Raw genomic sequence first — 24,983 nt, 5'->3', positions numbered from 1 at the left:
AACTATTACTGACATTGTAAAAAGGATGATTTCTCTTTACAGAGTCACCATCCTTTTTATCAAATAACTTAATTTTAAAATTTTCTTTATTTATTCAATACCGCTACCATTTTCTCTATTGTAAAACCAACTATTTTCTCCTCTGTCTGTTTTTCGTTATCCTTAATAATAAATAATGGAATCCCGTCTGCCTTATAGATTTCAAACTCCTTTCTTATTTGTTCATCTGTTACGTCTTTATTAACATACTTAATCTTATTATCATCCAACCATTTCTTAGCTTTAACGCAAAAAACACAACCATCATGACCAAATAAGATAATATTTTTCTCCACAATAATTCCTCCTTTTATTTATTCTTTAATAAAAAAGAAGATACTTTACAGAAAATCAAAAAACTCATTTAAAAATTTTAGATGAAACTAAATTATGCACTTTCAAAATCCTTATATACGTATAAAGAAAAAAACAAATTCTTCTTTTCTATTAATAATAAAAATGGGATAATATAGAAAAAAGGAACTTACGTTCGCATTTTATTGTTATTATTTTTTATTTTGCAGTTGTTCATTTCTCTTTTAATAGTAAGGAGGGTACTTATGGGGACTAAACAAATTGAAGACTATATTAATAAGCATAAAAAAAAGATGAATGAACCTATTGTTCGTAATTTTTTAGAAAGCAAAGAAAACTATGACCTTTTTAAAACAGCCATTATTTCTCCAACAAATAAAAATAAACAACTGTTAGATCAAGCATTTCAAGCACATTTTAAAAAAGTTAAAGTGATTAATTACGTCAGTAAACTCATTTACTACTATTCAATGGATTTTGGAAAGAAGGTCAATCTCAATGCAAAAAGAAATGTATTGAACTTAGATACATCCTTTGAAGATAAAGATGGGAATCAAATGTCAAGATATGAAATCCTTCTATCTGACAATGAGGACAAAACGCACAATAGCTTCATACAAGATGACAACAATTTAAAAAATCATTTAAGCGATGAAGTATTAATTGAACAATTTAGTAAATTATCAAAAAAGCAAATCAATATACTCAACCTATTTTACTTAGAACAACTCACAAATAAAGAAATTGCTCAATTACTAAAAGAATCTGAACAAACCATTTCTTATCACCATAAAAACGCAATAAAAAAACTAAAGCACGCAATGAATTTAGCATAGGAGTGGAATACTAATGGATACTTATACAGAAGTTAACTTTGAAGAAATCATAAAAATGTTTGCCCCTAAGATAAATAAATGCTTAAGAAATACACCATTGCAAGAAAGAGAAAATTTAGAACAAGAAATAAAAATCAAAATTTATGAAAAGATGCCTATCTTACAAAACATGCCTGCACCAAATTTTTTTGATTTTATAGAGAAAAATTGACTATTTTATATGTTTCATCTTCTCAATCGTACTAAAAAGTATTAACAAAACCCCATCCTAAAACGTGGGGTTTTGTTAATGCAAACTATAACTTTCATCATTACCTTTCCTCTTTCCTCTTTCCTCTTTCCTCTTTCTGGTATTTTGGATATAAATTGATCCAATACTCTGTGTAAGTTAAAAATTAACAATATTGTAAAAATGTTATTTCCAAGTTATGATTTACATAAGGATAAACATAACAGTTCACATTACCATGGAAAGGGGAATTTTAATTATGCAACCTAAATTTCACACTTGGAAAAGTTATACGTTTTTAACCTTTAGCCTATTAAGTACTATTCTAATGTTTTTACTTGTTCCTGTCTTAGATCGATTCGGTCCCAATACAGTTACCCCTATGACGTACGCAATATTAGGCGGAACCATTTTCTCTATAATACTGGCCATCATTACATTTATTAGTCCTTCTGAAAAAAAAATATTACCTATCATTGCTTTAATCATCACCCTTTTAAATATCTTACTTATTGGTTCTGTATTATTATTTGGCTACCTTTTTACTAGATAATAAAAAAAGAAAGCTCAATATATATGAGCTTTCTTTTTCCTATTTAACAACGATCAAGTAATAATGCCGCAGCAATTCCATTTTTTATTGTTTGATGACCAGGCCCCTTCTTCCCCTGCGAACACTGTAAGAATTTTTTATGACATCCACAACGAGCATACCCTGCTACTAAACATCTATCATGTTCAAAACAACATTGATCTAGTGCATTAATTGCTTTGCCTCCACCAACTTTTTCCCAATTACCACAATATTGTCCACAATGATTATATCTAATCCCCTCAAAAGTGCAGCATGCCCCTTTAATAATGCACGTTAAAGCTCCCATAACAACATTTTTTGTAGACATTTCTCCCTCATCACTGACAACAAAATACTCTTTAATTTCATCAATCACTTCATTCTTCTCTTCAATAGCAAGTTCACTCTTTAGCATCAGCTCATTATCACTATACTCTTTAAAATACTTCTTACCATCTGATAAATCCCAAATTTTAGTAATACTTACTTTTGTTTCTGTAGCTAGATTTCGAATAATAGTTAGTACAACCTTTACATTCTCACCAAACTCTAATAACTCACTAACTTCCGCAACCTCAGTTTCTGCTGGCGTTTCATCTTGAGCGTAGAAAAACATGACCGCTTTGCTAACTTTTCCATCCTCAATATTCAATCCTTCTTTTCTCAGCACTTCAATAAATGTTTCCTCTGTTTTCAAAGAAAAATTATACTCCGCTTTTACTTCTTCCGTTAAAATATGACTAGCTCTATACATATATATCCCTCCTAGAATTTGAGAAGCAATTTCATTTTTTTACTCCTCTTACTCTTTAAAGAGATATTTGTTCTATAAAAATCAAATATCCAATATTTTTTATTTAATTTATTTTTAAAAACTTCAACTTCATCTTCTTCATTCATAATGTTTTTTACATTACAAGCATAAAAGTAAAGAAAGAACGCTTAGTTACCTAAGCGTTCCCTACTTTAAGAAGCTTTCTTCAAATCAATTTGAGCAAGTACTGGATCATGGTCACTTACACGTCCATGTTCTTTCATAATGTTTGAGTTTAAGTGCACTGGATCTACAATTGTGTGTGGTGCGATGTTGTTTGTTACTAAAATATGATCTAACACTTGTGCATTTCCTTCATGAATATACGTATAGCGGTTCTCTTTCGGCACTGTGTTTAACATATTTTTTAAGATTGTTCCTTCTAGTGTTTTTAGTGGTTTAGCGAACTCAAAATCGTTCATATCCCCTAACACAACAACTGGTGCATTCGTGTTCTTTTTCTGAATACCTTGTACGAAATTGTTTACTTCTTGTGCTAATTGAACTCGTTTTTCTTCACTCTTTAATACGAGCGGCTGCACTTTTCCAAATGGCGTTGCATCTCCTATTTTTGAGTTTAAGTGATTGGCAACGACAACAACGTTTTGTCCTTGGAACGTAAATTCTGCTGCAAGCGGTTTACGTGTACTTTCAAATAATGGGTTTTCGTCTCCAATGCGAACAACATTTTTATCAAGTAACTTCGGTACTGCTGCTAATTTCACGCGTGATGGGTTGTAGAAGAAACCGACGCGAATATTCGCTCCTGGTGCTCCTCCGTCTAGATTATTATGCGGAGCAATTTCTACATACTCATACTTTGGCCCGCGAATTTCTAGAACTGCATCAATGATACGTTTTGCACTTAATGAAGCATCTGTTGTACCATCATTAATTGATCCATTATTATCTTGCATTTCCTCTACACCGATAATATCTGGCATTTTTAAATTGTATTTAATAGAATACGCTAACGCTTTTACTTTTTCATCTGTTGTTTCTTTTTTATTCGCCGAGAAGTTTTCAATGTTATATGTAGCAACTGTTAACTTATCAAGACGAGGCTGAATATTGGCGCCTACCTGCTTAAATCCGCCGTCTACTACAGATGGTAATTCCGTTATTGGCGAAATGCGGAACGAACCGTAATCATATCCGACTACCCCTGTTATATCTCCAGTGAAAGTATCTCCTACTTTCGCTACATAATCACGAGGTACTTTTACAGAAAGGCGCTCTGGATTTAATTGATTTTCATCTAATACAGGTGTGCCATATTTCGTTACGACTTTATTCCCGCCATTTTCTACTGTTACATATAAATTTCCGTTTTTCTGAGGTGCAATAATTTTTGGCGTTGGCATCGTAACGCGCATACCTTCTACACTTTCATAAAAGTCGATTGCATCTTCATTTGGATCAAATAAACCGAATGCATCATTATCGATAATTTGATCAGGAATTTTCACACCGTTTTCTCCAAGTACAATCGGTGCTGGTAAAGGTTGATCGTTTGCGATTACAGCAACGCGGCTCGCTTTAATTTCAGTCGTCGTTAAGTCTGTGTCAAACCTTTCTGCATATCCAGGACCAACATATTCTTCTACTTCTCCACCAACTTGAATAAGATCTCCTACTGCTACATTCGCATCTTTTTTGTACACATAAATACCTTCTGAAGTAGCTGGATCATTATCAGGCTGATTATCTTCTATATAAAAACCATTTTTATCAAGCGCTGTTACAACGCCTTCCACATTGTATACTTTCTTCCCTGTGTAAGGAGAAATATGTGATTTTCCTTGAATATCATGAATACGAACCTCTTCATTGTTTACGATAGTAAATGAAAATGTTGAAATTGCTGAAGAAGTAAGCCCTTCTTTCTCTGCAATTGCTTTAATCACACTATCTTCATTCACTATAATTTGTCCGTTATAACGAACACTCTTATTTGTAGGGTTAGAGCCATCTAACGTATAGTAGATTGTTGCTCCTTCTGTATTCGTTGTTAATGTTACCGCTGTTCCCTTCGCAACTTTCCCGCCACCAGGCGAAGCTACTACATCGCTAACACGGTTTTGCCCTTCCCCTTGAAACTTATGAGCTGTTACCGATTTTAAACCTGGGCTACTAAAATATAATTCAAGCGTCCCTGTTAAACTAACTTTCTTCCCGATATTTTCAGGATGATCTTTCACGTTTACTGCTGCTCTCACATCGCCTTTTGGCAACTGAACAGGCATGATTTTGTCTGGATTCGTTTCATTTGGCGAATCCGCAATTGCTAAGTTTGTATCATCAAACTTAGCCGGATCTTTCGTGTATTTAGAAGGACTTTGCGTATATCCAACGATATATCCTTCCACGATCCCCTTCGTTTTCCCTTGCTGCTTAAATACTTGAATTGCTTTTTCTACTGACATAGAAGTCGTTTCTTCTGCTTGTACTAAAGTTCCAGTAAATGAAAGCAATAGTATGAATGATAAAAAGACACTTAACAATTTCTTCACAGCCATTTTCCTCTCCCTATTTCATATTTTCTCAGCATTTCTATCATATCAAATGATTCGTTATATAGAATGATATTTCGACAAGTTTTACAAAAAATTAATCTAATTTACTCGTTTTCAAACTATAATACAAAATAATAATTTTACACCTTCTACGAATGCACTCTATAATGTTAGAGAGAGAACACAGAAAATATTGAAATTTCATTGGCATGTAAAATGGATTCATTTGAATAGGAGTGATTGGATGGAAGTGCAAACAGAAACATACCGCGCAGCTATGAATGGAACATTAGAACGTCATTTTTCAGATATGATTGCCGTTATACCAACTAGAATTACAATTGAGCAGTTAAAACAGCGGCTAGAAACGATCTCTACTAAAGTTGATGAGTTAAAAATTGTTTTTAGTGATGAGACAAGCCTTATTGTTGAATTACATATGGATGAAACAATCATACCGTATGAACTGCATATTGATGAGGCGAATGACCCAGAAGAATATAAAATGTACAATAGACAAGATGCTACAATCGTAGATCGTCATTTTGAAGATGCTGCTTATGGCACTGAAATTTTCACTCGTACGCTATTTGTAGGTGATGTACTGGACTGCTTTTTCCAGCAGTTACAGTTTTTATGGCACCTCGCTCCAGACTTGTTATTTGTAATTGATTCAAGTGCCGCAATGAAAGTGATATCTAGAAACTATATTGAATATCACGTTGAAAATGAATTATTACCTGACATTCCTGACTTATACGTTATTCATTCCGTTTATGAGGACGATAAAGAAGGCGAGCCTACGCAATATTGGTTTCATACACACGGCCTTTTAAGAGCGGGCGTAACAGAAATAGAATTAATTATTCCAAATCGCATTTCTTCCTATTACGGCATTGGCGATCTTTTTCAAACATTTGCGAATAATGCCGTTGAGAATGGCCAAGTACCTATGAATGAGCCTATCGTTATCGCACATAGTCAGCAAGGTTCTATACATACAGTAGCTGTTCCGTGGGAGAAAGGATTATCTTATATTGGGCATAAAACGAGTATGGATCAATTATCTTCAATCGAGGATGAAGAAGTGAAGTTACAGCCAATTGATGCACAAAACACATTCTTAGGCGGTATGGATGACCGAGATGAATACCATCAATCTCCATCCGTTCTCTTATTCCAATTTAATACTTCAGAAGAATGTATCGAAAGCTTTTTCAAAGAACACGAGGAAGCTACAGGGCTTATGTTCTATAAAACAAATAGTGAAACTGATCGTATGGCTTACAATGCGAAGAATACTTTCGGATATTTCAGCAACATTTTTCACATTGAACAATCAAATGAAGATTTTCGTTTCCTCGCTAAGTTTGGTGTCTCCTACGAAGAGGGAAAAAGTGAACATATGTGGTTTGAAATGCAAAACATTACGGAAGACTTCATTCAAGGAATACTCATTAACGAACCATATTTTATAAAAGATATGAGTGAAGGAAATAGTTATCATTTAGATTTTGATAACTTAACAGAATGGGTTATTTATGCAGGAGATGCCGCTATAAAGCCAAATAACTTATATATGTTTATCGGTGAATAAGTAACAAAACGCCTTCAATATGATTGAAGGCGTTTCACTTTATTGTGCGATTAATTCCGTATCCTTTACTTTCTCCAAATGAGAGAGTACACGCTTTGCTGCTTTCTCACCTTGATCAATACAGTCCGGAAGACCAGAACCAGCGTAAGAACTACCTGCCAAGTATATACCTGGCAACTCTTTCTCCATAAATGTTGTGAGTTTCTTCATTCGCTCGTTATGGCCTACTGTATATTGGGGCATTGCTTCTTTCCAGCGGCTTACGACTGTAAACTCTGGATCCTCTGTAATATCCATCGTCTTTCGTAAGTCTTCTAGTACGAGCTGAACGAGTTCCTCTTCTGTTTGTTCTACAACTGCTTCATCACCAGGGCGTCCAACGTAACAACGAAGTAGCATTTTTCCTTCTGGCGTTGTATGTGGCCATTTTTTATGTGTCCACGTACATGCTGTAATTGTGTAATCACTATTTCGAGATACGACAAACCCTGTGCCATCAATATCGCGCTGAATGGCTGATTTTGGAAAAGCCATTGCTACATTTGCAACTGATGTGGACGGGATGTTGCGGAAGAAACGAAACTGCTTGTAATGCGCAAACATAGATGGCAATACTTTATGTGATGTTGCCACTACGACCGCGTCTGCTTCTATTTCTTTTCCGTTACTAAGCGTGATCGTATACCCATCACCCTGTTTTGCAATTTTTTCAATGCGAGTGCCCTTTATTATCGTACCTTCATGCATCTTCATTTCGAGAGATTCTACGATAGATTCTAAACCGTTTTTCACTGTTTGGAAGATTCCTTTTTTCGGTTCAGTTTTCTCTTCTTTCGGTGCAAGTGTACGCATACCGAGTGAAATACTACGATGTTTCTGCTCGATTTGATACATTTGCGGGAACGTTGACATTAAGCTCATTTCATCAATATCCCCTGCATAAATACCCGATAGTAATGGCTCGATTAAATTTTCAACCACTTCGTTGCCAAGACGATGTCTGAAAAAATGCCCGAGTGATTGGTCAGATACTGGCTTTGATCTCGGCATTAGCAGATCAAAACCAGCTCTTAGTTTACCAATTGGGGAGAACAGCCTGGAAAATAGAAACGGCGTAATTTGCGTTGGAATTCCCATCATTGATCCGCTCGGCATTTTATGTAACCGATTGTTTACGAGGATAAATGATTGACCGGACTTATTGTTTACAAGGTCATCGCCAAGACCTAATTCTTTCGCTAATCTTGCTGCACTTTCTTTTCGTGCTAAGAAAGAATCCGGTCCGCGTTCAATTGTAAATCCATCTTTTTGAACGGTTTGAATTTTCCCGCCAAGTTTACCCGATGCTTCTATCAGTAATGTATCGATCGGCAAGTTCTTGTCATAAATATCTTTTTGTAGGTTATACATTGTTGTTAATCCTGTGATGCCACCGCCGATGATTACAACTTTTTTCCTCAAGCAGGCTCCCCCTTTCTTTTTACATTACAGATTCTTTTTTCTTTAATACAACATCTGTTAAGCAATCAATAAATGCGTCCGATGCATTTGGCATTTCTGGACGATAATATTTCGCGCCAATTTCATCTGTTACAACTTTACACTCAAAGTCATTGTCATATAAAACTTCTAAATGTTCCGCAACAAATCCAACTGGTGCGTATACGAATGAAGTATAACCGTACTTTTCATTTAATTCTCTCGTTAAATCTTGTACATCTGGACCAATCCAAGGATCTGGTGTGTTTCCTGCACTTTGCCAACCTACTGCATAGTTTGCTACTTCAGCACCTCTTGCAATATAATCAGCTGTTTCATTTAATTGATCTGGATATGGATCGCCAAGTGCGATAATTTTTTCTGGTAAGCTATGTGCAGATACGATTAATACTGCTTTTTCACGCTCTGCTTCTGCCATACCGTTATATATACCTTTCACTGCATCAACCCAGTACTGGATAAATTTCGGTTCTTTATACCAGCTATCAATGCCGTGAATTGTTAAGTTTCCAAGTTTCTCAGCTTCTTCTTGTGCTCGTCCTACATACGATTTCACGCTAAATGTAGAATAGTGCGGCGCAAGAACAAGTGCGATTGCATCTTGTATACCGTCGTTATGCATATCTTTCACTGCATCTTCAATGAACGGTTCAATATGTTTTAAGCCAAGATACATATGGTACTCTACTTCATCTTGTACTTCATTTAAACGCTGTTCTAACTTTTTAGCTTGCTCTAATGTAATAGTAGCTAAAGGAGAAATACCACCAATTGCACGGTAACGCTCTGTTAAATCTTCTAGCATTTCAGGACTTGGCTTTCTTCCTCTACGAATATGTGTATAGTAACGTTCAATATCTTCTTCTTTATATGGCGTTCCGTATGCCATTACAAGCAAACCAATTTTCTTTTTCATACAGCAATGCTCCTTTACTTCGCTAACTGCCCTTTAGAGTATTCATGAATAAATGTAGTTAAACGTTTTAATGTATCTGGATTTACTTCTGGGAATACACCGTGTCCTAAGTTAAAGATATAACCTGGCTGTTTCATCCCTTGATCTAAAATACCTTTTACATGTTCTTCAATAACAGACCATGGTGCAAGTAAGAATGAAGGGTCCATATTCCCTTGTACCGCCTTATGAATGCCGCGTGCGCGTGCCTCTTCAATCGGTAAGCGCCAATCTAAGCCTACTACATCAAGCGGTAAGTCGTGCCATTCATTTACTAAATGTGCAGCTCCTACGCCGTGCATAATCATTGGAACACCCATCTTACGAACTTCTGCAAAAATACGCTCCATTGCTGGTTTAATAAATACGCGGTAATCTGCTACATTTACTGTTCCAACCCAAGAATCGAAAATTTGAACTGCTTTTGCTCCTGCGTTAATTTGCGCTTTTAAATATGTAATAACCATATCTGCTAGCTTATCCATTAAAGCGAACCAAGCTTTTGGCTCTGCATACATGAAAGCTTTCGTATTATGATAATTACGAGATGGACCGCCTTCAATCATATAGCTCGCTAATGTAAATGGAGCTCCTGAAAATCCGATTAACGGTACGTCTAGCATTTCCGTCGTTAATAAACGAATCGTATCTAATATGTACGGTACGTCATCTTCTGGATTGATTTCCCCTAATTTTTCTACGTCTTGTAAAGAACGAATTGGATTATCAATAACTGGGCCAATACCTGATTTAATTTCTACGTCCACACCAATTGCAGGTAGTGGTGACATAATATCTTTATACAGAATTGCTGCGTCTACGTTATATTGATCAACAGGCAACTTTGTAACGTAAGCACATAACTCTGGATTATGTGTAATTTCAAATAAAGAATACTTTTCTTTTATCTTTCTATATTCCGGCTGCGAACGACCTGCTTGACGCATATACCATGCTGGTACATAATCAGTACGTTCCCCCCTACATGCTTTTAAAAATGTCTCATTTATAGTTCTTACCAAGACCCTTGCTCCCTTCCTTACCAATGCTTCGAATACGTTCGATATTTATCTTTTTTTACTATACAGCTTGTAAAAACAAAATGCATAACATTATGTACGTTGTTCATTAAATTGACACAAACATTCTTAAAAACGCTTACTATTTTCACAACATTCTTATTATAACACAGAGAAAAACTATGGTTTAGCTACTTTTGACTTTTCTCCTTCGCGATTCGTTTGTGTGTTATATGGCACAACGTAAAAACTCGGTTTTGAAAAGATGTTAACGAACTTTTCCTCATATTCCCCGGCACCATTTACAGTGCCCACATGCGTATGGACTCCATTTTCCACTCTATAAATGCGATACATAATTCTATCATCAGGAAGTGGTGTCCAGCTTAATTTCGCTTTAAATAAACCGAAAGGGCTAAACGCTAATTTCATTTTCACATCTTCAATTTTGTGCAGACGAATCGGAGCGCCGATTGTTTCCACACCTTCTGGCTTCATAAACTGCTCTTTCTGTTCTATATTTGCCTTCGTTAAAATTTTCTTAAACAATTTCGTTGCTGACGCACTTTCGCCTTGCAACTGATGCTCTTTATCCGTACGGTCATAACCAATCCAAACAGCGCCTACTAAATTTGGCGTATAGCCAACGAACCACATATCTCTCGCTCCATTATCGTCATTTGGCAGTGAAGTTGTACCTGTTTTTCCAGCTAATGCCCCGTTATATACACCGGCTTTTGCTGTCCCTTCCTTTACAACTCCTTCAAGCATTTTCGTCATATACCAAGCCGTTTGTTTCGAGAAAATGTTCGTTTCTACTTTTGGCGATTCTCCAATAACTGCGCCGTGTCTATTTAACACTTTATCAATAACGTGCGGCTCAATAATATCACCATTTGCTAAAAATGCACGATACATTTTCACAAGATCAAATGTTGAAACACCATTTTTCAATCCTCCAAGTGCTGTACTTAAACCAGCATCAGCAATATGAACATTACCTTTCTCTAAATATTGCTTCCCTTCTTCAACCCCTAATTCATTTAATAAAGAAACTGCCGGTACGTTTGCTGATTCTAAAATTGCATCGTACATCGTCATTTCTTTCGTATATTGACGATTGTAATTGCGGGGTTCATAACCTTCAAAAGAAGTTCTTTCATTCGTTAATAAAGAATACGGATTATACTTTTTCGTTTCGAGTGCTGGTGCATAGACGATAAGTGGTTTTAACACAGAACCGGGTTGTCTTTTTGCGAAAACACGATTAAACCCTCTCGGGACATACTTCCTTCCGCCGATCGCGGCTTTAATTCCGCCCGTACGATTATCCATTAATAAAAACGCACCTTGCGCCCCCTCTTCTTTCCCAGGGAAATTCCTTGCATCTTGAAACTGGTTATATGCTACCTTTTGAATTTTTTCATCCATCGGCACGACAAATGTATATCCTCCGCGAAGTACTTCTTGATGAGACAATCCGTATAAACGTGCGGCTTCATCTATGACCATATCAATATACGGCATATATGCGAGCTCATTTTCGTCTAAGTTTTTATATAAAGCAATTGTTCTTCCTTGATAACGTACGCTGTCTTCGGCAGTCAAATAACCTTGTTTATGCATAAGCGACAATACGAGATCACGGCGCTCCTTACTTTTCTCTGGGGAGAAATAAGGTGAATATCCGTTTGGCGACTTCGGAAGACCTGCAAGCATAGCGCCCTCTTCTACTGTTAAATCTTCTACATTTTTATTAAAATACAACTTTGCTGCAGCTTGAATACCGTAAGCCCCATGCCCAAAATAAATATGATTCATATACATTTCAAGAATTTGTTGCTTCGTATATTTTTGTTCTAATTGAAGAGAAATTGCGACTTCCTTCAATTTACGCGTAACTGTTTTTTCACGAGTTAAAAAAACATTTTTAGCGAGTTGCTGGGTAATGGTACTACCGCCTTCTACCTTTTCTCCAGCCAACGTATCTTTATAAAGAGCACGGAATATAGACGGGTAATCAATTCCTTGATGCTCATAAAAACGAGAATCCTCTACCGCAACAAACGCCTGCTGCACGTATTTCGGAATTTGCTCAATTGGTACGAGGTCTCTATTTTCTACATATAATTTCGTAATTTCTTTCCCTTTCTGGTCCACGATACGTGATGAAGAGTGGAAAACGAGCTGCTTCTCATCCATCATATAGCCACCAGCTAACACGATAAGTTTATAAAGTACAATCGCTAATACGAGCGTTGCTAACCCACCTAATAAAGTCCACTTTACTTTCTTCATACATCGGCCTTCTTTCCAAATGATGGTACATTTATTATTTGAAAAAGAAGTATCTTTATGTATATAATCTTCGAAGTTTTTTACGAGAGTTGATATAATAGAAACAAACAATTAAAGGGGGCATTAAAATGAAGGCTATTATTTCATACGAAACACCTCTAGAACAAGCACATTTCACTGCAAAAAATAATGAAAAAGATATGTTTTATAAAGAAAATACAGAAGAATCTGTAGAAGGTTCTCTTCAGTATGACGTACTAGACGCTGTAGGAGAATTTAAAGGACAACCTGGCTACATCGTTTGTAACAACATTTCTGTAACAGACGAAGGTCGCCCAGTATTTGAAAATCGTTTTAAAAACCGCGCAGGCCTTATCGAAAACGAACCTGGTTTCCAAGCAATCCGCGTTCTACGCCCATTAAGTAACGATACATATGTCATCTTAACGATGTGGGAAACGGAGCAAAACTTTAAAGACTGGACAGAATCACGTTCATTCGAAAACGCTCATAAAAAACGTCCTGCACAAGCAGAAGGACAAGCTCAGGCTCAAGCACATCCACATGCAGAGCAGCAGAAAAGTATCTTCTCTCGCCCGTCATTTGTGACTACTTTTGATGTGTTAGTTTAAGGGTTTTGTAGTTCGGAATTGGCGGTATGTGAAATTATATCGGCGATTTTTGATATATATCGGCGCAACTCAAGATATATCAGCGATTTTCCAAATATATCGACTTATCGAAAAATCACGACAAAAAAGGAAACACCGTTACGCACCGGTGTTTCCTTTTTCTTTATACCAATTATATATGCGAAGCGCGTCTTCTTTTTGTATATGCTTCACTTTATATACATGCCCCGCTACTGATACGACAGCTGTACATAGCTCGTCTTTCTTTTGAAAATGCGACTGACTGTACCCTACTGCTTGAACATGCCTTCTTCGCATCACCCCCGTATATTTCGCAAGTCCTCGGTACACCATGACTAACTGATTGTCTCGTATCATATATCCACCACTTGTATACCGGGCGTATGCCAGTAACGTAAATATGATAAATAGCGGTATTAATGTGAATAACGCAACATTTTGTTTAAAATATATACTCGCACCGATGATCGGCAGTGCAAGCACGGCACTTGTAATCCAGCCCATTATTACGTAACGACGTAATGCAGCCTTCGGTAAATGAACGATTTTCTCTTCCATTTCATACGGCAACTGCAAATACGTAAGTAACTGCTGGACATCTTTTTTCTTCATAAAAGGATGTAACATCACTTCATTTCCAGCTGCTTCTATACTTTGAATAACTTCTACTTCGACAGAGCAGTATCCGAAAGGCTGACGGAGAATTCCTTCTTTCACCGTAATTGCTTGAATGCGGTGTAGTTTTAAAACAAACTCTTTCTTATCAAATAACCCTTGCACGATGCGAACTTCATTTCCGTTTCGCTCAATTTTAAAGTTCGCATATTTTAACGCATAGCCAGCTGTTGAAATGACCCACGAAACCGCCATTAAAATCGCGGCCATAACGATTAATTCATATACACCGTTATCCATTACATATGCTTCTACTTTATTGATGAGCCATTCTGGTAGAAATTGATTAAACTCTGTGTAAAGGATGACTAACATCGAAAATACTAATCCAAATCTACCAGATGTAATAGAGGCAAATAAAATTTCTTTTGCTGTTAACTGATAAATTGTCTTATTTTCTGCTGTCGCGGGCTCTTCTTCAGTCACAACACTGATCTCTTTATGTAATAAAGAGATCAGTTCCTTCGCTTCACTTTCTCTAATGCCAGCTAACATCACTTCCGGTTCAGTACCGCCACCGGCTACTTCTATGTTTAACTTCGTCAGTCCGAGCACTTGATAAATGATGTTAGAAGACGTACTAATATTTTGCACACGTTCTTTATTTAAGTAACTTTCTTTCTTAACGAACACACCGTGCTTTATATGTACAATATTATTTTCAACCCAGTACACTTTGAAATACCATTTTATAGCTGAGAAAATCGCCATAATAAATACTACAAATAAAAGAACAAGATGTAAGAAATACCAAGGTTTTACTTGGCCATCTGATTTAAATAAAACAAGAAAAATAAAAGGTAACAAAGTCGCAACTCGAATACCTAACAATATCGTGATTGGATGTTGCCTCTTATACATCCTCATCACTCACTTTCGCAAGTTCTCCAATTTGTCTTTTCAGCTGCTCTGCTTCTTCTTTCGTTAAACCTGGAATACTATGAGAAGTTGCTGCTGTTGAAATATGTAATTCTGCTAAATTATACTTTCTCATAATCGGGCCCTGTTCAATCGTTACGTGCTGCACACGCATCATCGGAATAAGTACGCGTTTTACAACGAACATTCCCTTTTGAATCTCAATCTCTTCTTCATTTAATCTGTAACTATAATAGCGTTGACGTAAATTTGGAAACACAAAATAATCAAGCGGGATAAATATAATAGCGCCTGTTACTAACAAGCCAAACAACCAACCCCACCAATTAAAAGTAATCATAAAAAAGAAATACGCAATTACGACTGCTAGTATAACTGCCGCCCCAATTAAAGCGTGAATTCGCCACACTTTCAGCATATTAGAATGAATCTCCCTTTCTAACGGCTGCATCTCATCACTCCAATTATATGAATTTATTAATTATATATTAGTTGGTATATACATATTTGTAAAATTATAGTTCCTTTACATCGTATCCATCATTTCTTTAAAATTCCCTTCATTAATCGCATACACTTGAAACTGAATGTAATCTATTTCATTCGTATTCGGATGAGCATATGGCAAAATAGTGAATTTAGAAGCTGATCTTCCTAACATATCTACAATCATTAAAGAAACGTCAATATACTCGAAGTCTACACGAAACACTACTTCTTCCCCCGTAAACTCATAATCTTTAATCGCATCATACGACTTATTCGCACTAATTAGTATCACTTTTAATAGTTGGTTTAAATTTTCTGGTTTAAAATTAATCATATACGCAGCTCCTTTTTTCAATAAAACACTATGAAAACAGTGTAATCTTATCGTTTCATAGCTTTACACATGAATTATATAAAAAATAAAGCTAGTTTTTTATAAATTTTTTGATATAATTACTTACGGGAAACGGGAAGATATTTATCTTCCCTTGTGTTTTTATTTGCATCTAGTACTTTTGCTAGATGCCTTTTTTTATGCTAAAAAAGGTATCCTCAAATACTTTGAGGATACCTTTTTCATCGATTTAGTGCAGTTCAATAATTGTACCATCTTCGAATACTTTGAATACGCCAGTAAATCCTGCTCCAGCTGCGCCTTCTATTTTATATGTCGTACGCACTCTAATTTGATAATATTTCTTTCCATTCTCTACTTGCGTATTTTCTAGCGTGTAATTATAGTCTTCTTTATATTCATTTTTGATATATGCTTTCGCTTTCTCAAAAGTAAATGCATTTTGATTCTTTCCTGTTTCTACTTTTTGGTTCTTTTCTGCTTCTACCTTTTGATTCTTTTCTGTCTCAGTTTTTTGGTTCTTTTCTGTTGCTACCTTTTGATTTTTTTCTGCCTCAGTTTTTTCGTTCTTTTCTGCTACTACCTTTTGATTTTTTTCTGCCTCAGTTTTTTGAGTCTTTTCTGTTGCTACCTTTTGATTCGTTACTACATTTGTTTTTTGTGCCTTCGCTGCCGCTTCACTCTTTGCAGTTTTTTCTTCTTCATTCATTTTAGTAACTAATCCTACCGCTTTTTTATTATATTCTTCAAGATTCTTGTTATCTTTTGTTTCTGCAACTAGATTATTTAAGAGCTCTTTCGCTTCTGCATAACTTTTCTTACTTATTAACTCTTCACTTTTCGTCAGTTGCTCGCTATACTTCTTTTTTTGCTCTAAGATGGCTAGTAATGCTGCGCGTTCTTCTTTTGCTTGTTTTACAAGCGTAGCATTTCCATTCTTCATGTTCTCTACTTTTTCAAATGAATTGATTGATTCTTCTATCTTTGTTTCCTCTTTTAACTTCACTGCTTCAATCATTACTTTCGTTTGTTCTACAAGCATCTTTGCATCTGAATCGTCTTTTTTCTCATCTAGCGCTTTTTCAAATGATGATAAGGCATTTTTATATTCTTTATTCGTTAACGCGGTCTTCCCTTCATCCATTGCTTTGTCAAAATTACCATTACTACATCCAGCTAACATTAAAAACGTAAGTCCAATTACCATTAATAACTTTTTCATTTTTTCTCCTCCTATATATCCCTAAAACGATAAAGTGAAACTTTAATCAGTGGGGCTTTTTATTTCTCCCCCACTGATTATTAGTTGAACCAATCGGGCCTTTACGGGCAGTTGATCCCCACCTAATTTCTTTGCTTTCGCTGAATTTTGAGGTGGGGGGCTTACTGACCGTTAATGCGGGGTAACAGCATATGTATAAAAGTCTGTGTAGTAATTAGACTGAAAGTAAAGATGTACTTTGTGTGTGGGAAAGGAAGTACATTTCATTTACTATCATTACTTAAAACTCCTAAATAGTTGGTAGTTGGTTTCTTCTTCTTTTTTTAAAGACAGAAAGGAATTTTAATAATGTGCGTAAAACTCTCACCAGGCTCTTTACTACACACACTCTTATACACATAGAAAAACTATTTTTAGGTTGCTATTTTTTTAGCTTTACATGTTCTCGATTGATTGAATACGAACCCCATTTCGTAACATAACGAAAAACAAAAGAAAACAAACCGTAACATAAGTTACCGTTTGTAACTTTCCTGTAACACAAATGTAACATAAGGTTTTTAAATATACAATAGTTTTTTTACATTATTTTCCCCTGTCTATATTTTTAGAAAACGATAAACTCCAATCCTTAGTGTAAATACGGATGCAAAGGATCTCTCCTCATTATCATCAAGCCCAAAAATAAACAGTACTCTGAAACAAAAATCACTTACACTAAACAAAGCGAAATAAAAAAGCCAACTTCTTTACATGAAAAGAAATCGACCTTTTATTTTATTCACTTTAATCCCTATATATTAAAAAATTTATTCATTAGTCTCAAAAAAACTACAAACAACCGTTTATGAAACCTCCCTAACGTATCGTAAATCCAATTTTTTAATGAAATAATCCATTAGCGTTTGAGATTAACAAAAAAGCCTACTAATGAAAGTAGACTTAAAATAATGCCGTATAAATTATATTTTTTTAGCGTATCCAATTAATAATTTGTCAGTTCATTTTCAGGAGTTTGAATAATAACAGGATTTTTCCCTGGATCAATCCATCTTAAAATATCAATAACATTTTGTTTATCTACACCTGTACACCCTTCTGTCCATGAAGTAGAGACGTGGAAGAAGATTGCGCTTCCTTTGTATGGTGTACGTGATTCCGTATTATAATTAATTACGAATCCATAATCATACGCTGGGATATACATATTTTCAGCTGATTTCCATCTACCTCTTATACGTCTAGTTATATCAGCAGCGAAATAAATAAGAGAACCAATTTTATACTTTCATAACTTTACACATCCAGCATATAAAAAATATAGAAGGCGATTGTTGAAAACCGCCTTCTATGCCTTACTACTTTTACGTTATAGGTGCAACTGCATTAATTTTATTTGCTAAAATGAAAAATACATTATCCTCAAAGCTAATCTGAACTGTGTTTCTATTAATACCTAAGAAAACACCCTCTATAATAGGTTGAGAGTTGAATTGGAATAGAATATTTGTACCAGGAGACAATGTTCTTAAAATTGCTAACGTTTGATTGTTCATATTGGCATACCTCCTTTCTTTTTATTTATACTATAATATTCAAATTTTTTTAAAATGATAGGATTAAATTACTAGAACTAGCATATTTTTTAATATTTTTAGATGTAGCAGCATATCGCTATCAATCCACATTTAATTTCAGGTGAGAGTTTTTCTTTTTTCTAAAGATAAAATGTAGAATATTTAAAGATTTTCATACCAAATAAACTCTATTAAATTCAGCTACATGAATGTAATATGAAAGATTTCTCATATATTTACAATTGCAAAATAGTGGATATTATTAAATTTAAGATGGTCCAAGTCGATGAAAGGCACCTTAGGGTGTCTTTTTTACCACAATACATCTAGTGACCATGAGATGTTGAAGTTACTACATTCCAAACAGGGTACACAAAGTGTAAACTACTAATTTCTCTATAACAAAAGGCCTGCCTTTCATAATAGGCAAGCCTTTTCATATTAATCCTCACTTATTCTCTTCTTATACCAACCCTGCATTCTCTCCGCATCTTCTACTCTCGTATGCTCTAATTTGTAATTCGATGATGCGTTAGAAAATTTATACGTACATAAATTTGCACGGCGCTGAAAATATGATTGTGTCTTTTCCATTGATTGAACGTGCCTTCTTCTAACAAGCCCTGTATATTTTCCGACGCTGCGATATACAAGCGTAATTTGCTCCCCGTTTACACTGTAACCATTTGTTTTAAATGTTGCGTATCCAAGTGTAAAGATGAGGATCACGAGCGGAATTAATGCCCACATGATGAAGTGCTTTTCAAAGTATATACTTATTCCAATAAGCGGGATTGCTAGCATTGCGAAGAAAATGAAACTATCAATGAGATAGCGGCGTAATGCTGCTTTTGGTAATGAAATAATGTTTGTATTCAGTTCATATGGTAATTGTAAATGTGCGAGTAACTGTTGTACGCGATCTTTTCGAATGATAGGATGCAGTGTAACTTTTTCTTTCTCGTCACCCAGTCCTTTACTTTGAATCACCTCTACTTGCACAGCACAATAACCGAATGGTTGACGTAAAATACTTTCTTTTATCGTAATACCTTGAATACGGTGTAATTTTAGGACGAGTTCTTTTTTCTCAAGTAACCCTTGCGAAATGCGGACTTCATCATTTCTTCGATTCACTGTGAAATCTCCATGTTTTAACGCGTAACCAATTGTCGATATAATCCACGAAAGGACGATCAAAATGGCTACCATGAAAATCCAGCCATATATATCATGTTCCATTACATACGACTTTACGCTATTCTCTATCCATTTCGGAATGTACTCATCTACTTGATGATACACGAAAAAGATTAATGAGAATAATAGTCCCAACTGACCAGATGTAACAGAGGCTAGCACAATTTCTTTCCAAGTTAATTTATACTCTGTCGATTGTTTCTCTTCTGTAACGATTTGTTTTTCTTCTGTATTTTCTACCGCTTCGTCTAACGTTTCTTCTGCTTTCACTTCTGGAGTTGGATCATTTAGCATCGCAATAAGCTCTGTTGCTTCTTCTACTGTAATACCAGCTAAGCTAACTTCTGCATCGTCGCCCCCACCAGCCGTCTCGATCTGAATTTTCTTTAAGCCAAGCATTTGATATAACACGTTAGAACTTGTATTAATTGTTTGCACACGTTCTTTATTTAAGTAGCTCTCCTTCTTCACAAAGAGCCCTTGTTTCACATGTAATACGTTATTTTCAACCCAGTATGTTGTGTAATACCATTTTTCAAACGCTGAAAAGACGGTGAGTAAACCGAATGCAGCGGGAATTAAATACCAAAACGGGAACTTTCCGTTTAAACTAAACATGAAAATAATGAGTGGTATAAAGTCTGTTATTTTTAATTCTAATAACATCGTAATGGGATGCTGCCTCTTATACATCCTCATCACTCACTTTCGCTAATTCTGCGATTTTTGTTTTCAACATTTCTGCTTCATACATCGTTAAGCCTGGGATGCTGTGAGAAGTTGCCGCTGTTGAAATGTGTAATTCTGCTAAGCCATATTTTCTCATAATCGGACCTTGTTCAATCGTCACGTGCTGCACACGAATCATCGGTACTAATACGCGCTTTACGACGAAAAGACCGTGCTGAATTTCAAGTTCTTCTTCATTTAGTTGGTAGCTATAATAACGCTGACGAAGTTTTGGAAATACGAAGTACTCAAATGGCGCTAGTGCAACCGTTAACCCGATTAGCACGTACAAAATCCACGCCCACCAATCAAACTTTATCATGAGGAAAAGGTAAGCTAAAATGACAAGAATACCAATCCCTTCTTCAATGACAGCACGAACTTTCCACACCTTGACCATGTCAGGATGAATTTCATTTTTCAATGGATCCATGTAACCACTCCAAATCTAGTAATCTAATATATGAATACTCTCAATCTATATTTTACATAACTTTACAGAAAATTGTAATTTAATTATCTTTCTTCTCAGGAATAAAATATCCGAACCAAAGTAACCAAATGAAACCGATTAACTTAAGCCAACTTCCATCCGCTTGAAAAGCTTCAATCATACCTGGGATTTTATAAAGTGAAACTTTAATCAGTGGGGGTTTTGTTCATCCCCTGCTGATTATTAGTTGAACCAATCGGGCTTTTACGGGCAGTTGATCCCCCACCTAACTTCTTTGCTTTCGCTGAATTTTGAGGTGGGGGGTCTTACTGCCCGTTAATGCGGGATAAATCCCAATGAATCCAAGAAAACCGAGCCACCAGTTTTTTTGCATTTTCACTTCTATTCCTCCTTCATGACGTTTTTCACATTTCGAATCCAAATTTCTTTATACTTTAACTGGAATCCCATTAACATGTAATTACTCATATTATCGATCACGAGCGCTAACGTATGAGCATTTTCTTCCGTTTCATGTTGTGACACAACGTCAAGCTCCACACCTTTCTTCAATAAATCGTGGAAACCATTTAAGAAATCTTCTTGTATTTCAAATAAGCGTTTCTGATACTTTTCATTTCGCGATGCAGTTACGATAAATTCATTTATAACACGTAATATTCCTTCTTGCCCTTCATATTCAGAGAGCATATGTAAACCATCTGAAATTAACTTTTCTGCAAAGTTTTCTTTCATATATTGCTCTTTATCGAAATAACTCACGAAATGATACCCAGAAAAAATTTCTTCAAATAAAAAATCGACTAACGCTTCTTTAGAAGAAAAATGATAATAAATAGCCGGTTTTGAAATACCTACCTCTTTCGCAATCATAGAAAGGCTCATCTTCTCAATGCCGTGCTCTGCCATGAGTTTAAATGATGCCTCGACAATGTTTTGCGATGTTTGTAAATTCTTTGTCATACTGTACCCCACTTATTTTTACTTACCGGTCGGTAAATAAATTATAAAATGAAACGAAATGATTTGCAAGTTAGCATCTCCAAAAGGAATTTATTGGTAAATATAGAAAAGTATAAAGTAAACGCAACATATAACAATAAGGAGGATATTCCTATGGGACTTGGTGGTAAAGGCGGTAGTGGTGGCACTGGCGGTGGTGAAGCTGGACAAGCTGGCAAAAGCGGATTTCCATTCATCATTGTACTCTTCATCGTATTGATTATTGCCGGAGTTAGCTATATCGGCATTAACTTCTAAAAAAAGCATCCTAAATCACACATTTAGGATGCTTTCTTTTTAATTTCTATTAAGTAGTCGCATACGATAACAATTCATCGTCACTTCTCCGAGCCTTTGCAGTAGTTGATAGTTCGCATATGCGCCGACCGGGGCACCGATTATTGGTACGAGCTGAAGCATTTTTGCTAAATCGATATAGTCTCGGTACTCTGTTTGGAACTTTTCCCAGTCCATATGATTTTCTTCTTCTATATCCCACGTTTCGATTGCTTTCCATATTTCTTTTCGGTGGTCGTCACTTGAAAAGGCGAGCTGGAAAACGTGAAGAATAAAAAGGCGCTCTTCTTTGTCGCTCGTATCAAATCCGTACAACGTTGCTGCATCGAATAAAAATTTAATTTTAATGCCGAGTAAAAGCGGAAAGTCAGCAAGGCCAAGGAGAATACCGCCTGCTCCCGTCCCTGCTCCTTCTGCCGCTGCTATTTTTTTGTACTCATCCATTTTTTTACGTACTTCGTCCTCTCTTCTTTGCAATGACCAGTTCGTCTCTTTTAATTTCGGCTTTATAAAGTTTGATCCGGCACTAATCGTTTGCACCATCATCCGAATCGTTTCCGTTAATACTTTTTGCACTTTCGCCGGAATAAGCTGTTGTACTTTCGTCTGCACTTTCTTAGAGAACCGTGTCATCATAGAAGAATCTTTCATGAATGTAGCTTTCCACTGCTCCAATTCTTTTATAACCTTCTCTTCGTATGTAATCATAGGTTCATTCCCTTCAATTTAAACGCTCAATACGTTTTGCCCCGTATTGATAAACGAAACCGATACTAAATACTATGCTTACGACTAGTAAAATTCCCGTCATCATGAAATCTTTCGTCGCAAGGGCGAATATAACTGTAAATACAACGCTGCCGATAATAAGGATTGCATTTAATAAGACAAGAAAATCTTTCTTCTTCTCTTCTCCCCCGACCGGATACAAATCCAGCCAAATCTTCATGCGGTGATGCTTCCATAAAGTTAAGAGCTGATAACCAATTAAATATAGGAAGATAAGGCTTACGATAAATCGTCCATATAAAAACGGAATGAAGTAAAGAATAACTCCTCCAAGAGCGAGCAAACGCACATACAAGCCGAAATAGTTACCAGATCGTAAAAACGTTCTCGTATATAAGTATAAATATGTACGCTTTTCACCGATCATCGAAAGGATGAAATCAAGCCATTTTCTACGTGCTACTCTTTCTTTTAATGCTGGTACGTCAACGAACATGTTCGCGATGCGGTATAGCAGCATCATTTTCTTACCTTCTTCAGAAATTAAATACTCCCAGTTTAGCGGCTTTCCCTTCACCATTTGATGCAATACTACGAGGTATAACATCATGAGAAGGACGGTTCCGCCAATAAACATAACGGAAGTACGTTCTACAAGGAAGTACACAAATAAGCCGTTTAAAATAAAACGAATGAACCAATCAGCTCTTTGTATATTTTGATCTGTTAAAAATGACTTTTCCCACGCAACGAATAAGTTCCACGCTTTTACAATGACAAACGCGAGTACAATCCATATGTAAGCCGCTCCTGTTTGTTTCATTTGCTGGAAGTATAACGGGGCAACCGCTGCCGCTACGATTGCGATTATGTATAGCTGAATCATAAACGTAAAAAGAAATGCCTTTGTGAAGTAAGGTTTTAACTTTTCTTCAACTGGCAGCAAGTAAACGAGATCCGCTTCTTTTAATAACGTTTGGATTGATCCAGCCGTTAATATAAGACCCAGTAACACTGCCATAACGAGCGCCGCCGGAAACGACGGGGTTAACGTTTGTAACCATTGTTGGTAATAATACGCCCCTGCGCCGATGATAAATACGAAAATAAATTTCAAATGATCGTTAAATACGTATTTACTATATGTACGAACTTCTTTTAGAAAGTGACGAAATCGTTCTTTCCATAATGCTGTGCTATTCATAATCTTCTTCCTTCGTTAATGCAATATAAATATCATCTAACGTTGCACCTGGCATATTAAACTGTGATTGCAGTTCAGATAATGTTCCCTTCGCTCTTACTTCACCTTGATGCAAAATAATAAACGAATCACAATAACGCTCTGCCGTCGCTAAAATATGTGTACTCATTAAAATACCTGCACCGCTCTTTTTCATTTGATCCATCATTTGAAGGAGTGATTGAATGGCTAACGGATCAAGCCCAACGAAAGGTTCGTCCACAATGTAAAGAGATGGCTCCACTAAAAACGCACTCATAATCATTATCTTTTGTTTCATCCCTTTTGAGAAATGAGACGGAAACCATTTTAAACGATTTTTCATGCGAAATTCATGTAATAGTTGTCCTACACGTTCTTCATATTGTTTCTCATCAACACCGTACGCCATCGCCGTTAACTTCAAATGTTCTTCTAGCGTTAACTCATCATATAATACTGGTGTTTCTGGGATGAACGAAAAACTAGAACGGTACGCTGTCATATCGTCACGAATTGTTTTCCCATTAATTGTGACAGTTCCTTTTTTCGGTTCCATTAAACCGATAATATGTTTAATCGTCGTACTTTTACCCGCTCCATTTAAACCGATTAAGCCGACAAGTTCGCCTTTATTCACAGAAAACGAAACATCTTTTAGTACAGGTCGTTTCGTATATCCTCCTGTAACATTTTCTACACGCAATAACTCGCTCATACGACACCACTTTCTTCATTAGTATTCATTCTATATTCATCTTACCAAAAATAGCGCTGCACTACATAGTATCGATGCCCTCAAAAAAAA

25 protein-coding genes are annotated in these 24,983 nt (G+C 35.9%); 6 read left to right on the top strand and 19 right to left on the bottom strand.

Going from position 1 to position 24,983, the window contains the following annotated elements; genetic code table 11:
* Nucleotides 1-86: 86 nt before the first annotated feature.
* On the bottom strand, nucleotides 87-335 hold the full coding sequence (locus ACTFOB_RS08485; RefSeq protein ID WP_440026680.1) for a glutaredoxin family protein: 249 nt from the start codon (nucleotides 333-335) through the stop codon (nucleotides 87-89).
* Nucleotides 336-599: 264 nt separating this feature from the next.
* Between ACTFOB_RS08485 and ACTFOB_RS08480 the strand changes: the two genes are divergently transcribed.
* The 3 genes from ACTFOB_RS08480 to ACTFOB_RS08470 all read left to right on the top strand — a co-directional run bounded on the left by ACTFOB_RS08480 (nucleotide 600) and on the right by ACTFOB_RS08470 (nucleotide 1,972).
* Nucleotides 600-1,190 (top strand): sigma-70 family RNA polymerase sigma factor, encoded by a 591-nt coding sequence (locus ACTFOB_RS08480; RefSeq protein WP_440026678.1) that lies wholly within the window; start codon nucleotides 600-602, stop codon nucleotides 1,188-1,190.
* 13 nt (nucleotides 1,191-1,203) lie between these two features.
* A complete protein-coding gene (locus tag ACTFOB_RS08475; protein WP_440026676.1) occupies nucleotides 1,204-1,401 on the top strand; it encodes a hypothetical protein in 198 nt (65 codons plus the stop codon).
* A gap of 277 nt (nucleotides 1,402-1,678) precedes the next feature.
* Nucleotides 1,679-1,972 (top strand): hypothetical protein, encoded by a 294-nt coding sequence (locus ACTFOB_RS08470; protein WP_440026674.1) that lies wholly within the window; start codon nucleotides 1,679-1,681, stop codon nucleotides 1,970-1,972.
* A 43-nt stretch (nucleotides 1,973-2,015) separates the two neighbouring features.
* Here ACTFOB_RS08470 and ACTFOB_RS08465 read toward each other — a convergent pair whose 3' ends face one another.
* Nucleotides 2,016-2,747: a hypothetical protein gene (locus ACTFOB_RS08465; protein ID WP_440026672.1), complete on the bottom strand. Its 732-nt coding sequence runs from the start codon at nucleotides 2,745-2,747 to the stop codon at nucleotides 2,016-2,018.
* Nucleotides 2,748-2,959: 212 nt separating this feature from the next.
* On the bottom strand, nucleotides 2,960-5,326 hold the full coding sequence (locus ACTFOB_RS08460) for a DUF6359 domain-containing protein (RefSeq protein WP_440026670.1): 2,367 nt from the start codon (nucleotides 5,324-5,326) through the stop codon (nucleotides 2,960-2,962).
* Between the two features lie 241 nt (nucleotides 5,327-5,567).
* On the opposite strand from ACTFOB_RS08460, the gene ACTFOB_RS08455 reads away from it, so the two are divergent.
* Entirely contained in the window at nucleotides 5,568-6,920 is a 1,353-nt protein-coding gene (locus tag ACTFOB_RS08455) for a DUF4026 domain-containing protein (protein WP_440026669.1), read from the top strand.
* A gap of 39 nt (nucleotides 6,921-6,959) precedes the next feature.
* Here ACTFOB_RS08455 and hemY read toward each other — a convergent pair whose 3' ends face one another.
* The 4 genes from hemY to ACTFOB_RS08435 all read right to left on the bottom strand — a co-directional run bounded on the left by hemY (nucleotide 6,960) and on the right by ACTFOB_RS08435 (nucleotide 12,692).
* The gene (gene hemY, locus ACTFOB_RS08450; RefSeq protein WP_440026667.1) at nucleotides 6,960-8,381 is read right to left on the bottom strand and encodes a protoporphyrinogen oxidase; all 1,422 of its coding nucleotides are present in this window, start codon (nucleotides 8,379-8,381) and stop codon (nucleotides 6,960-6,962) included.
* A gap of 19 nt (nucleotides 8,382-8,400) precedes the next feature.
* On the bottom strand, nucleotides 8,401-9,336 hold the full coding sequence (gene hemH, locus ACTFOB_RS08445) for a ferrochelatase (protein WP_144613384.1): 936 nt from the start codon (nucleotides 9,334-9,336) through the stop codon (nucleotides 8,401-8,403).
* A 14-nt stretch (nucleotides 9,337-9,350) separates the two neighbouring features.
* Nucleotides 9,351-10,397, bottom strand: coding sequence for a uroporphyrinogen decarboxylase (gene hemE / locus ACTFOB_RS08440; protein WP_017656766.1), 1,047 nt, complete (start codon nucleotides 10,395-10,397; stop codon nucleotides 9,351-9,353).
* 177 nt (nucleotides 10,398-10,574) lie between these two features.
* Nucleotides 10,575-12,692: a transglycosylase domain-containing protein gene (locus ACTFOB_RS08435; RefSeq protein ID WP_440026664.1), complete on the bottom strand. Its 2,118-nt coding sequence runs from the start codon at nucleotides 12,690-12,692 to the stop codon at nucleotides 10,575-10,577.
* A 128-nt stretch (nucleotides 12,693-12,820) separates the two neighbouring features.
* On the opposite strand from ACTFOB_RS08435, the gene hmoB reads away from it, so the two are divergent.
* Nucleotides 12,821-13,324 (top strand): heme-degrading monooxygenase HmoB, encoded by a 504-nt coding sequence (gene hmoB / locus ACTFOB_RS08430; protein WP_002150035.1) that lies wholly within the window; start codon nucleotides 12,821-12,823, stop codon nucleotides 13,322-13,324.
* Nucleotides 13,325-13,462: 138 nt separating this feature from the next.
* On the opposite strand, the gene ACTFOB_RS08425 is transcribed toward hmoB, so the two are convergent.
* The 9 genes from ACTFOB_RS08425 to ACTFOB_RS08385 all read right to left on the bottom strand — a co-directional run bounded on the left by ACTFOB_RS08425 (nucleotide 13,463) and on the right by ACTFOB_RS08385 (nucleotide 21,888).
* Nucleotides 13,463-14,881: a PH domain-containing protein gene (locus tag ACTFOB_RS08425; protein ID WP_440026661.1), complete on the bottom strand. Its 1,419-nt coding sequence runs from the start codon at nucleotides 14,879-14,881 to the stop codon at nucleotides 13,463-13,465.
* Complete coding sequence (locus tag ACTFOB_RS08420; RefSeq protein ID WP_440026659.1) at nucleotides 14,874-15,350, bottom strand: PH domain-containing protein; 477 nt, start codon at nucleotides 15,348-15,350, stop codon at nucleotides 14,874-14,876. Before ACTFOB_RS08420 ends, ACTFOB_RS08425 begins: the two co-directional genes overlap by 8 nt.
* 75 nt (nucleotides 15,351-15,425) lie before the next feature.
* Entirely contained in the window at nucleotides 15,426-15,722 is a 297-nt protein-coding gene (locus tag ACTFOB_RS08415; RefSeq protein ID WP_440026657.1) for a protoporphyrinogen oxidase, read from the bottom strand.
* Between the two features lie 250 nt (nucleotides 15,723-15,972).
* Complete coding sequence (locus ACTFOB_RS08410) at nucleotides 15,973-16,965, bottom strand: hypothetical protein (RefSeq protein ID WP_440026655.1); 993 nt, start codon at nucleotides 16,963-16,965, stop codon at nucleotides 15,973-15,975.
* A gap of 985 nt (nucleotides 16,966-17,950) precedes the next feature.
* Complete coding sequence (locus tag ACTFOB_RS08405) at nucleotides 17,951-18,244, bottom strand: L,D-transpeptidase family protein (protein ID WP_440026756.1); 294 nt, start codon at nucleotides 18,242-18,244, stop codon at nucleotides 17,951-17,953.
* A gap of 85 nt (nucleotides 18,245-18,329) precedes the next feature.
* The gene (locus ACTFOB_RS08400) at nucleotides 18,330-18,521 is read right to left on the bottom strand and encodes a hypothetical protein (RefSeq protein WP_440026653.1); all 192 of its coding nucleotides are present in this window, start codon (nucleotides 18,519-18,521) and stop codon (nucleotides 18,330-18,332) included.
* A 462-nt stretch (nucleotides 18,522-18,983) separates the two neighbouring features.
* Complete coding sequence (locus ACTFOB_RS08395) at nucleotides 18,984-20,435, bottom strand: PH domain-containing protein (RefSeq protein ID WP_440026651.1); 1,452 nt, start codon at nucleotides 20,433-20,435, stop codon at nucleotides 18,984-18,986.
* Nucleotides 20,428-20,904 carry a PH domain-containing protein gene (locus tag ACTFOB_RS08390; RefSeq protein ID WP_064473826.1) on the bottom strand — a complete coding sequence of 159 codons (477 nt, stop codon included), beginning with the start codon at nucleotides 20,902-20,904 and terminating at the stop codon, nucleotides 20,428-20,430. The genes ACTFOB_RS08395 and ACTFOB_RS08390 overlap by 8 nt, the downstream gene beginning before the upstream one ends.
* A gap of 402 nt (nucleotides 20,905-21,306) precedes the next feature.
* Entirely contained in the window at nucleotides 21,307-21,888 is a 582-nt protein-coding gene (locus tag ACTFOB_RS08385; RefSeq protein ID WP_440026649.1) for a TetR/AcrR family transcriptional regulator, read from the bottom strand.
* Between the two features lie 153 nt (nucleotides 21,889-22,041).
* On the opposite strand from ACTFOB_RS08385, the gene yjcZ reads away from it, so the two are divergent.
* A complete protein-coding gene (gene yjcZ / locus ACTFOB_RS08380) occupies nucleotides 22,042-22,185 on the top strand; it encodes a sporulation protein YjcZ (RefSeq protein WP_440026647.1) in 144 nt (47 codons plus the stop codon).
* Between the two features lie 39 nt (nucleotides 22,186-22,224).
* Here the strand turns inward: yjcZ and ecsC are convergent, their stop codons facing one another.
* Genes ecsC through ecsA form a run of 3 tightly spaced genes read right to left on the bottom strand, consistent with a single transcriptional unit; the run spans nucleotide 22,225 to nucleotide 24,893 of the window.
* Nucleotides 22,225-22,932: an ecs operon protein EcsC gene (ecsC, locus tag ACTFOB_RS08375; protein WP_440026645.1), complete on the bottom strand. Its 708-nt coding sequence runs from the start codon at nucleotides 22,930-22,932 to the stop codon at nucleotides 22,225-22,227.
* 13 nt (nucleotides 22,933-22,945) lie between these two features.
* The gene (ecsB, locus tag ACTFOB_RS08370) at nucleotides 22,946-24,157 is read right to left on the bottom strand and encodes an ABC transporter permease EcsB (protein ID WP_440026643.1); all 1,212 of its coding nucleotides are present in this window, start codon (nucleotides 24,155-24,157) and stop codon (nucleotides 22,946-22,948) included.
* Entirely contained in the window at nucleotides 24,150-24,893 is a 744-nt protein-coding gene (gene ecsA, locus ACTFOB_RS08365) for an ABC transporter ATP-binding protein EcsA (RefSeq protein WP_440026641.1), read from the bottom strand. The genes ecsB and ecsA overlap by 8 nt, the downstream gene beginning before the upstream one ends.
* Nucleotides 24,894-24,983 lie beyond the last annotated feature (90 nt).

Origin of the sequence: Bacillus cereus group sp. MYBK79-1, assembly GCF_051915365.1 — a bacterium.
In the GTDB taxonomy this organism is placed as follows: domain Bacteria; phylum Bacillota; class Bacilli; order Bacillales; family Bacillaceae_G; genus Bacillus_A.
Note: the sequence above shows the minus strand (reverse complement) of the source record. Positions and strands in the feature narration are given on the sequence as shown.

What these genes read in the sequence shown, in the direction of transcription:
- ACTFOB_RS08480 (WP_440026678.1), top strand. Translation starts at nt 600, where the DNA reads ATGGGGACTAAACAAATTGAAGACTATATTAATAAGCATAAAAAAAAG.
- ACTFOB_RS08475 (WP_440026676.1), top strand. Translation starts at nt 1,204, where the DNA reads ATGGATACTTATACAGAAGTTAACTTTGAAGAAATCATAAAAATGTTT.
- ACTFOB_RS08470 (WP_440026674.1), top strand. Translation starts at nt 1,679, where the DNA reads ATGCAACCTAAATTTCACACTTGGAAAAGTTATACGTTTTTAACCTTT.
- ACTFOB_RS08465 (WP_440026672.1), bottom strand. Translation starts at nt 2,747, where the DNA reads ATGTATAGAGCTAGTCATATTTTAACGGAAGAAGTAAAAGCGGAGTAT.
- ACTFOB_RS08460 (WP_440026670.1), bottom strand. Translation starts at nt 5,326, where the DNA reads ATGGCTGTGAAGAAATTGTTAAGTGTCTTTTTATCATTCATACTATTG.
- ACTFOB_RS08455 (WP_440026669.1), top strand. Translation starts at nt 5,568, where the DNA reads ATGGAAGTGCAAACAGAAACATACCGCGCAGCTATGAATGGAACATTA.
- hemH (WP_144613384.1), bottom strand. Translation starts at nt 9,336, where the DNA reads ATGAAAAAGAAAATTGGTTTGCTTGTAATGGCATACGGAACGCCATAT.
- ACTFOB_RS08435 (WP_440026664.1), bottom strand. Translation starts at nt 12,692, where the DNA reads ATGAAGAAAGTAAAGTGGACTTTATTAGGTGGGTTAGCAACGCTCGTA.
- hmoB (WP_002150035.1), top strand. Translation starts at nt 12,821, where the DNA reads ATGAAGGCTATTATTTCATACGAAACACCTCTAGAACAAGCACATTTC.
- ACTFOB_RS08425 (WP_440026661.1), bottom strand. Translation starts at nt 14,881, where the DNA reads ATGTATAAGAGGCAACATCCAATCACGATATTGTTAGGTATTCGAGTT.
- ACTFOB_RS08420 (WP_440026659.1), bottom strand. Translation starts at nt 15,350, where the DNA reads ATGCAGCCGTTAGAAAGGGAGATTCATTCTAATATGCTGAAAGTGTGG.
- ACTFOB_RS08415 (WP_440026657.1), bottom strand. Translation starts at nt 15,722, where the DNA reads ATGATTAATTTTAAACCAGAAAATTTAAACCAACTATTAAAAGTGATA.
- ACTFOB_RS08410 (WP_440026655.1), bottom strand. Translation starts at nt 16,965, where the DNA reads ATGAAAAAGTTATTAATGGTAATTGGACTTACGTTTTTAATGTTAGCT.
- ACTFOB_RS08400 (WP_440026653.1), bottom strand. Translation starts at nt 18,521, where the DNA reads ATGAACAATCAAACGTTAGCAATTTTAAGAACATTGTCTCCTGGTACA.
- ACTFOB_RS08395 (WP_440026651.1), bottom strand. Translation starts at nt 20,435, where the DNA reads ATGTATAAGAGGCAGCATCCCATTACGATGTTATTAGAATTAAAAATA.
- ACTFOB_RS08390 (WP_064473826.1), bottom strand. Translation starts at nt 20,904, where the DNA reads ATGGATCCATTGAAAAATGAAATTCATCCTGACATGGTCAAGGTGTGG.
- ACTFOB_RS08385 (WP_440026649.1), bottom strand. Translation starts at nt 21,888, where the DNA reads ATGACAAAGAATTTACAAACATCGCAAAACATTGTCGAGGCATCATTT.
- yjcZ (WP_440026647.1), top strand. Translation starts at nt 22,042, where the DNA reads ATGGGACTTGGTGGTAAAGGCGGTAGTGGTGGCACTGGCGGTGGTGAA.
- ecsC (WP_440026645.1), bottom strand. Translation starts at nt 22,932, where the DNA reads ATGATTACATACGAAGAGAAGGTTATAAAAGAATTGGAGCAGTGGAAA.
- ecsB (WP_440026643.1), bottom strand. Translation starts at nt 24,157, where the DNA reads ATGAATAGCACAGCATTATGGAAAGAACGATTTCGTCACTTTCTAAAA.
- ecsA (WP_440026641.1), bottom strand. Translation starts at nt 24,893, where the DNA reads ATGAGCGAGTTATTGCGTGTAGAAAATGTTACAGGAGGATATACGAAA.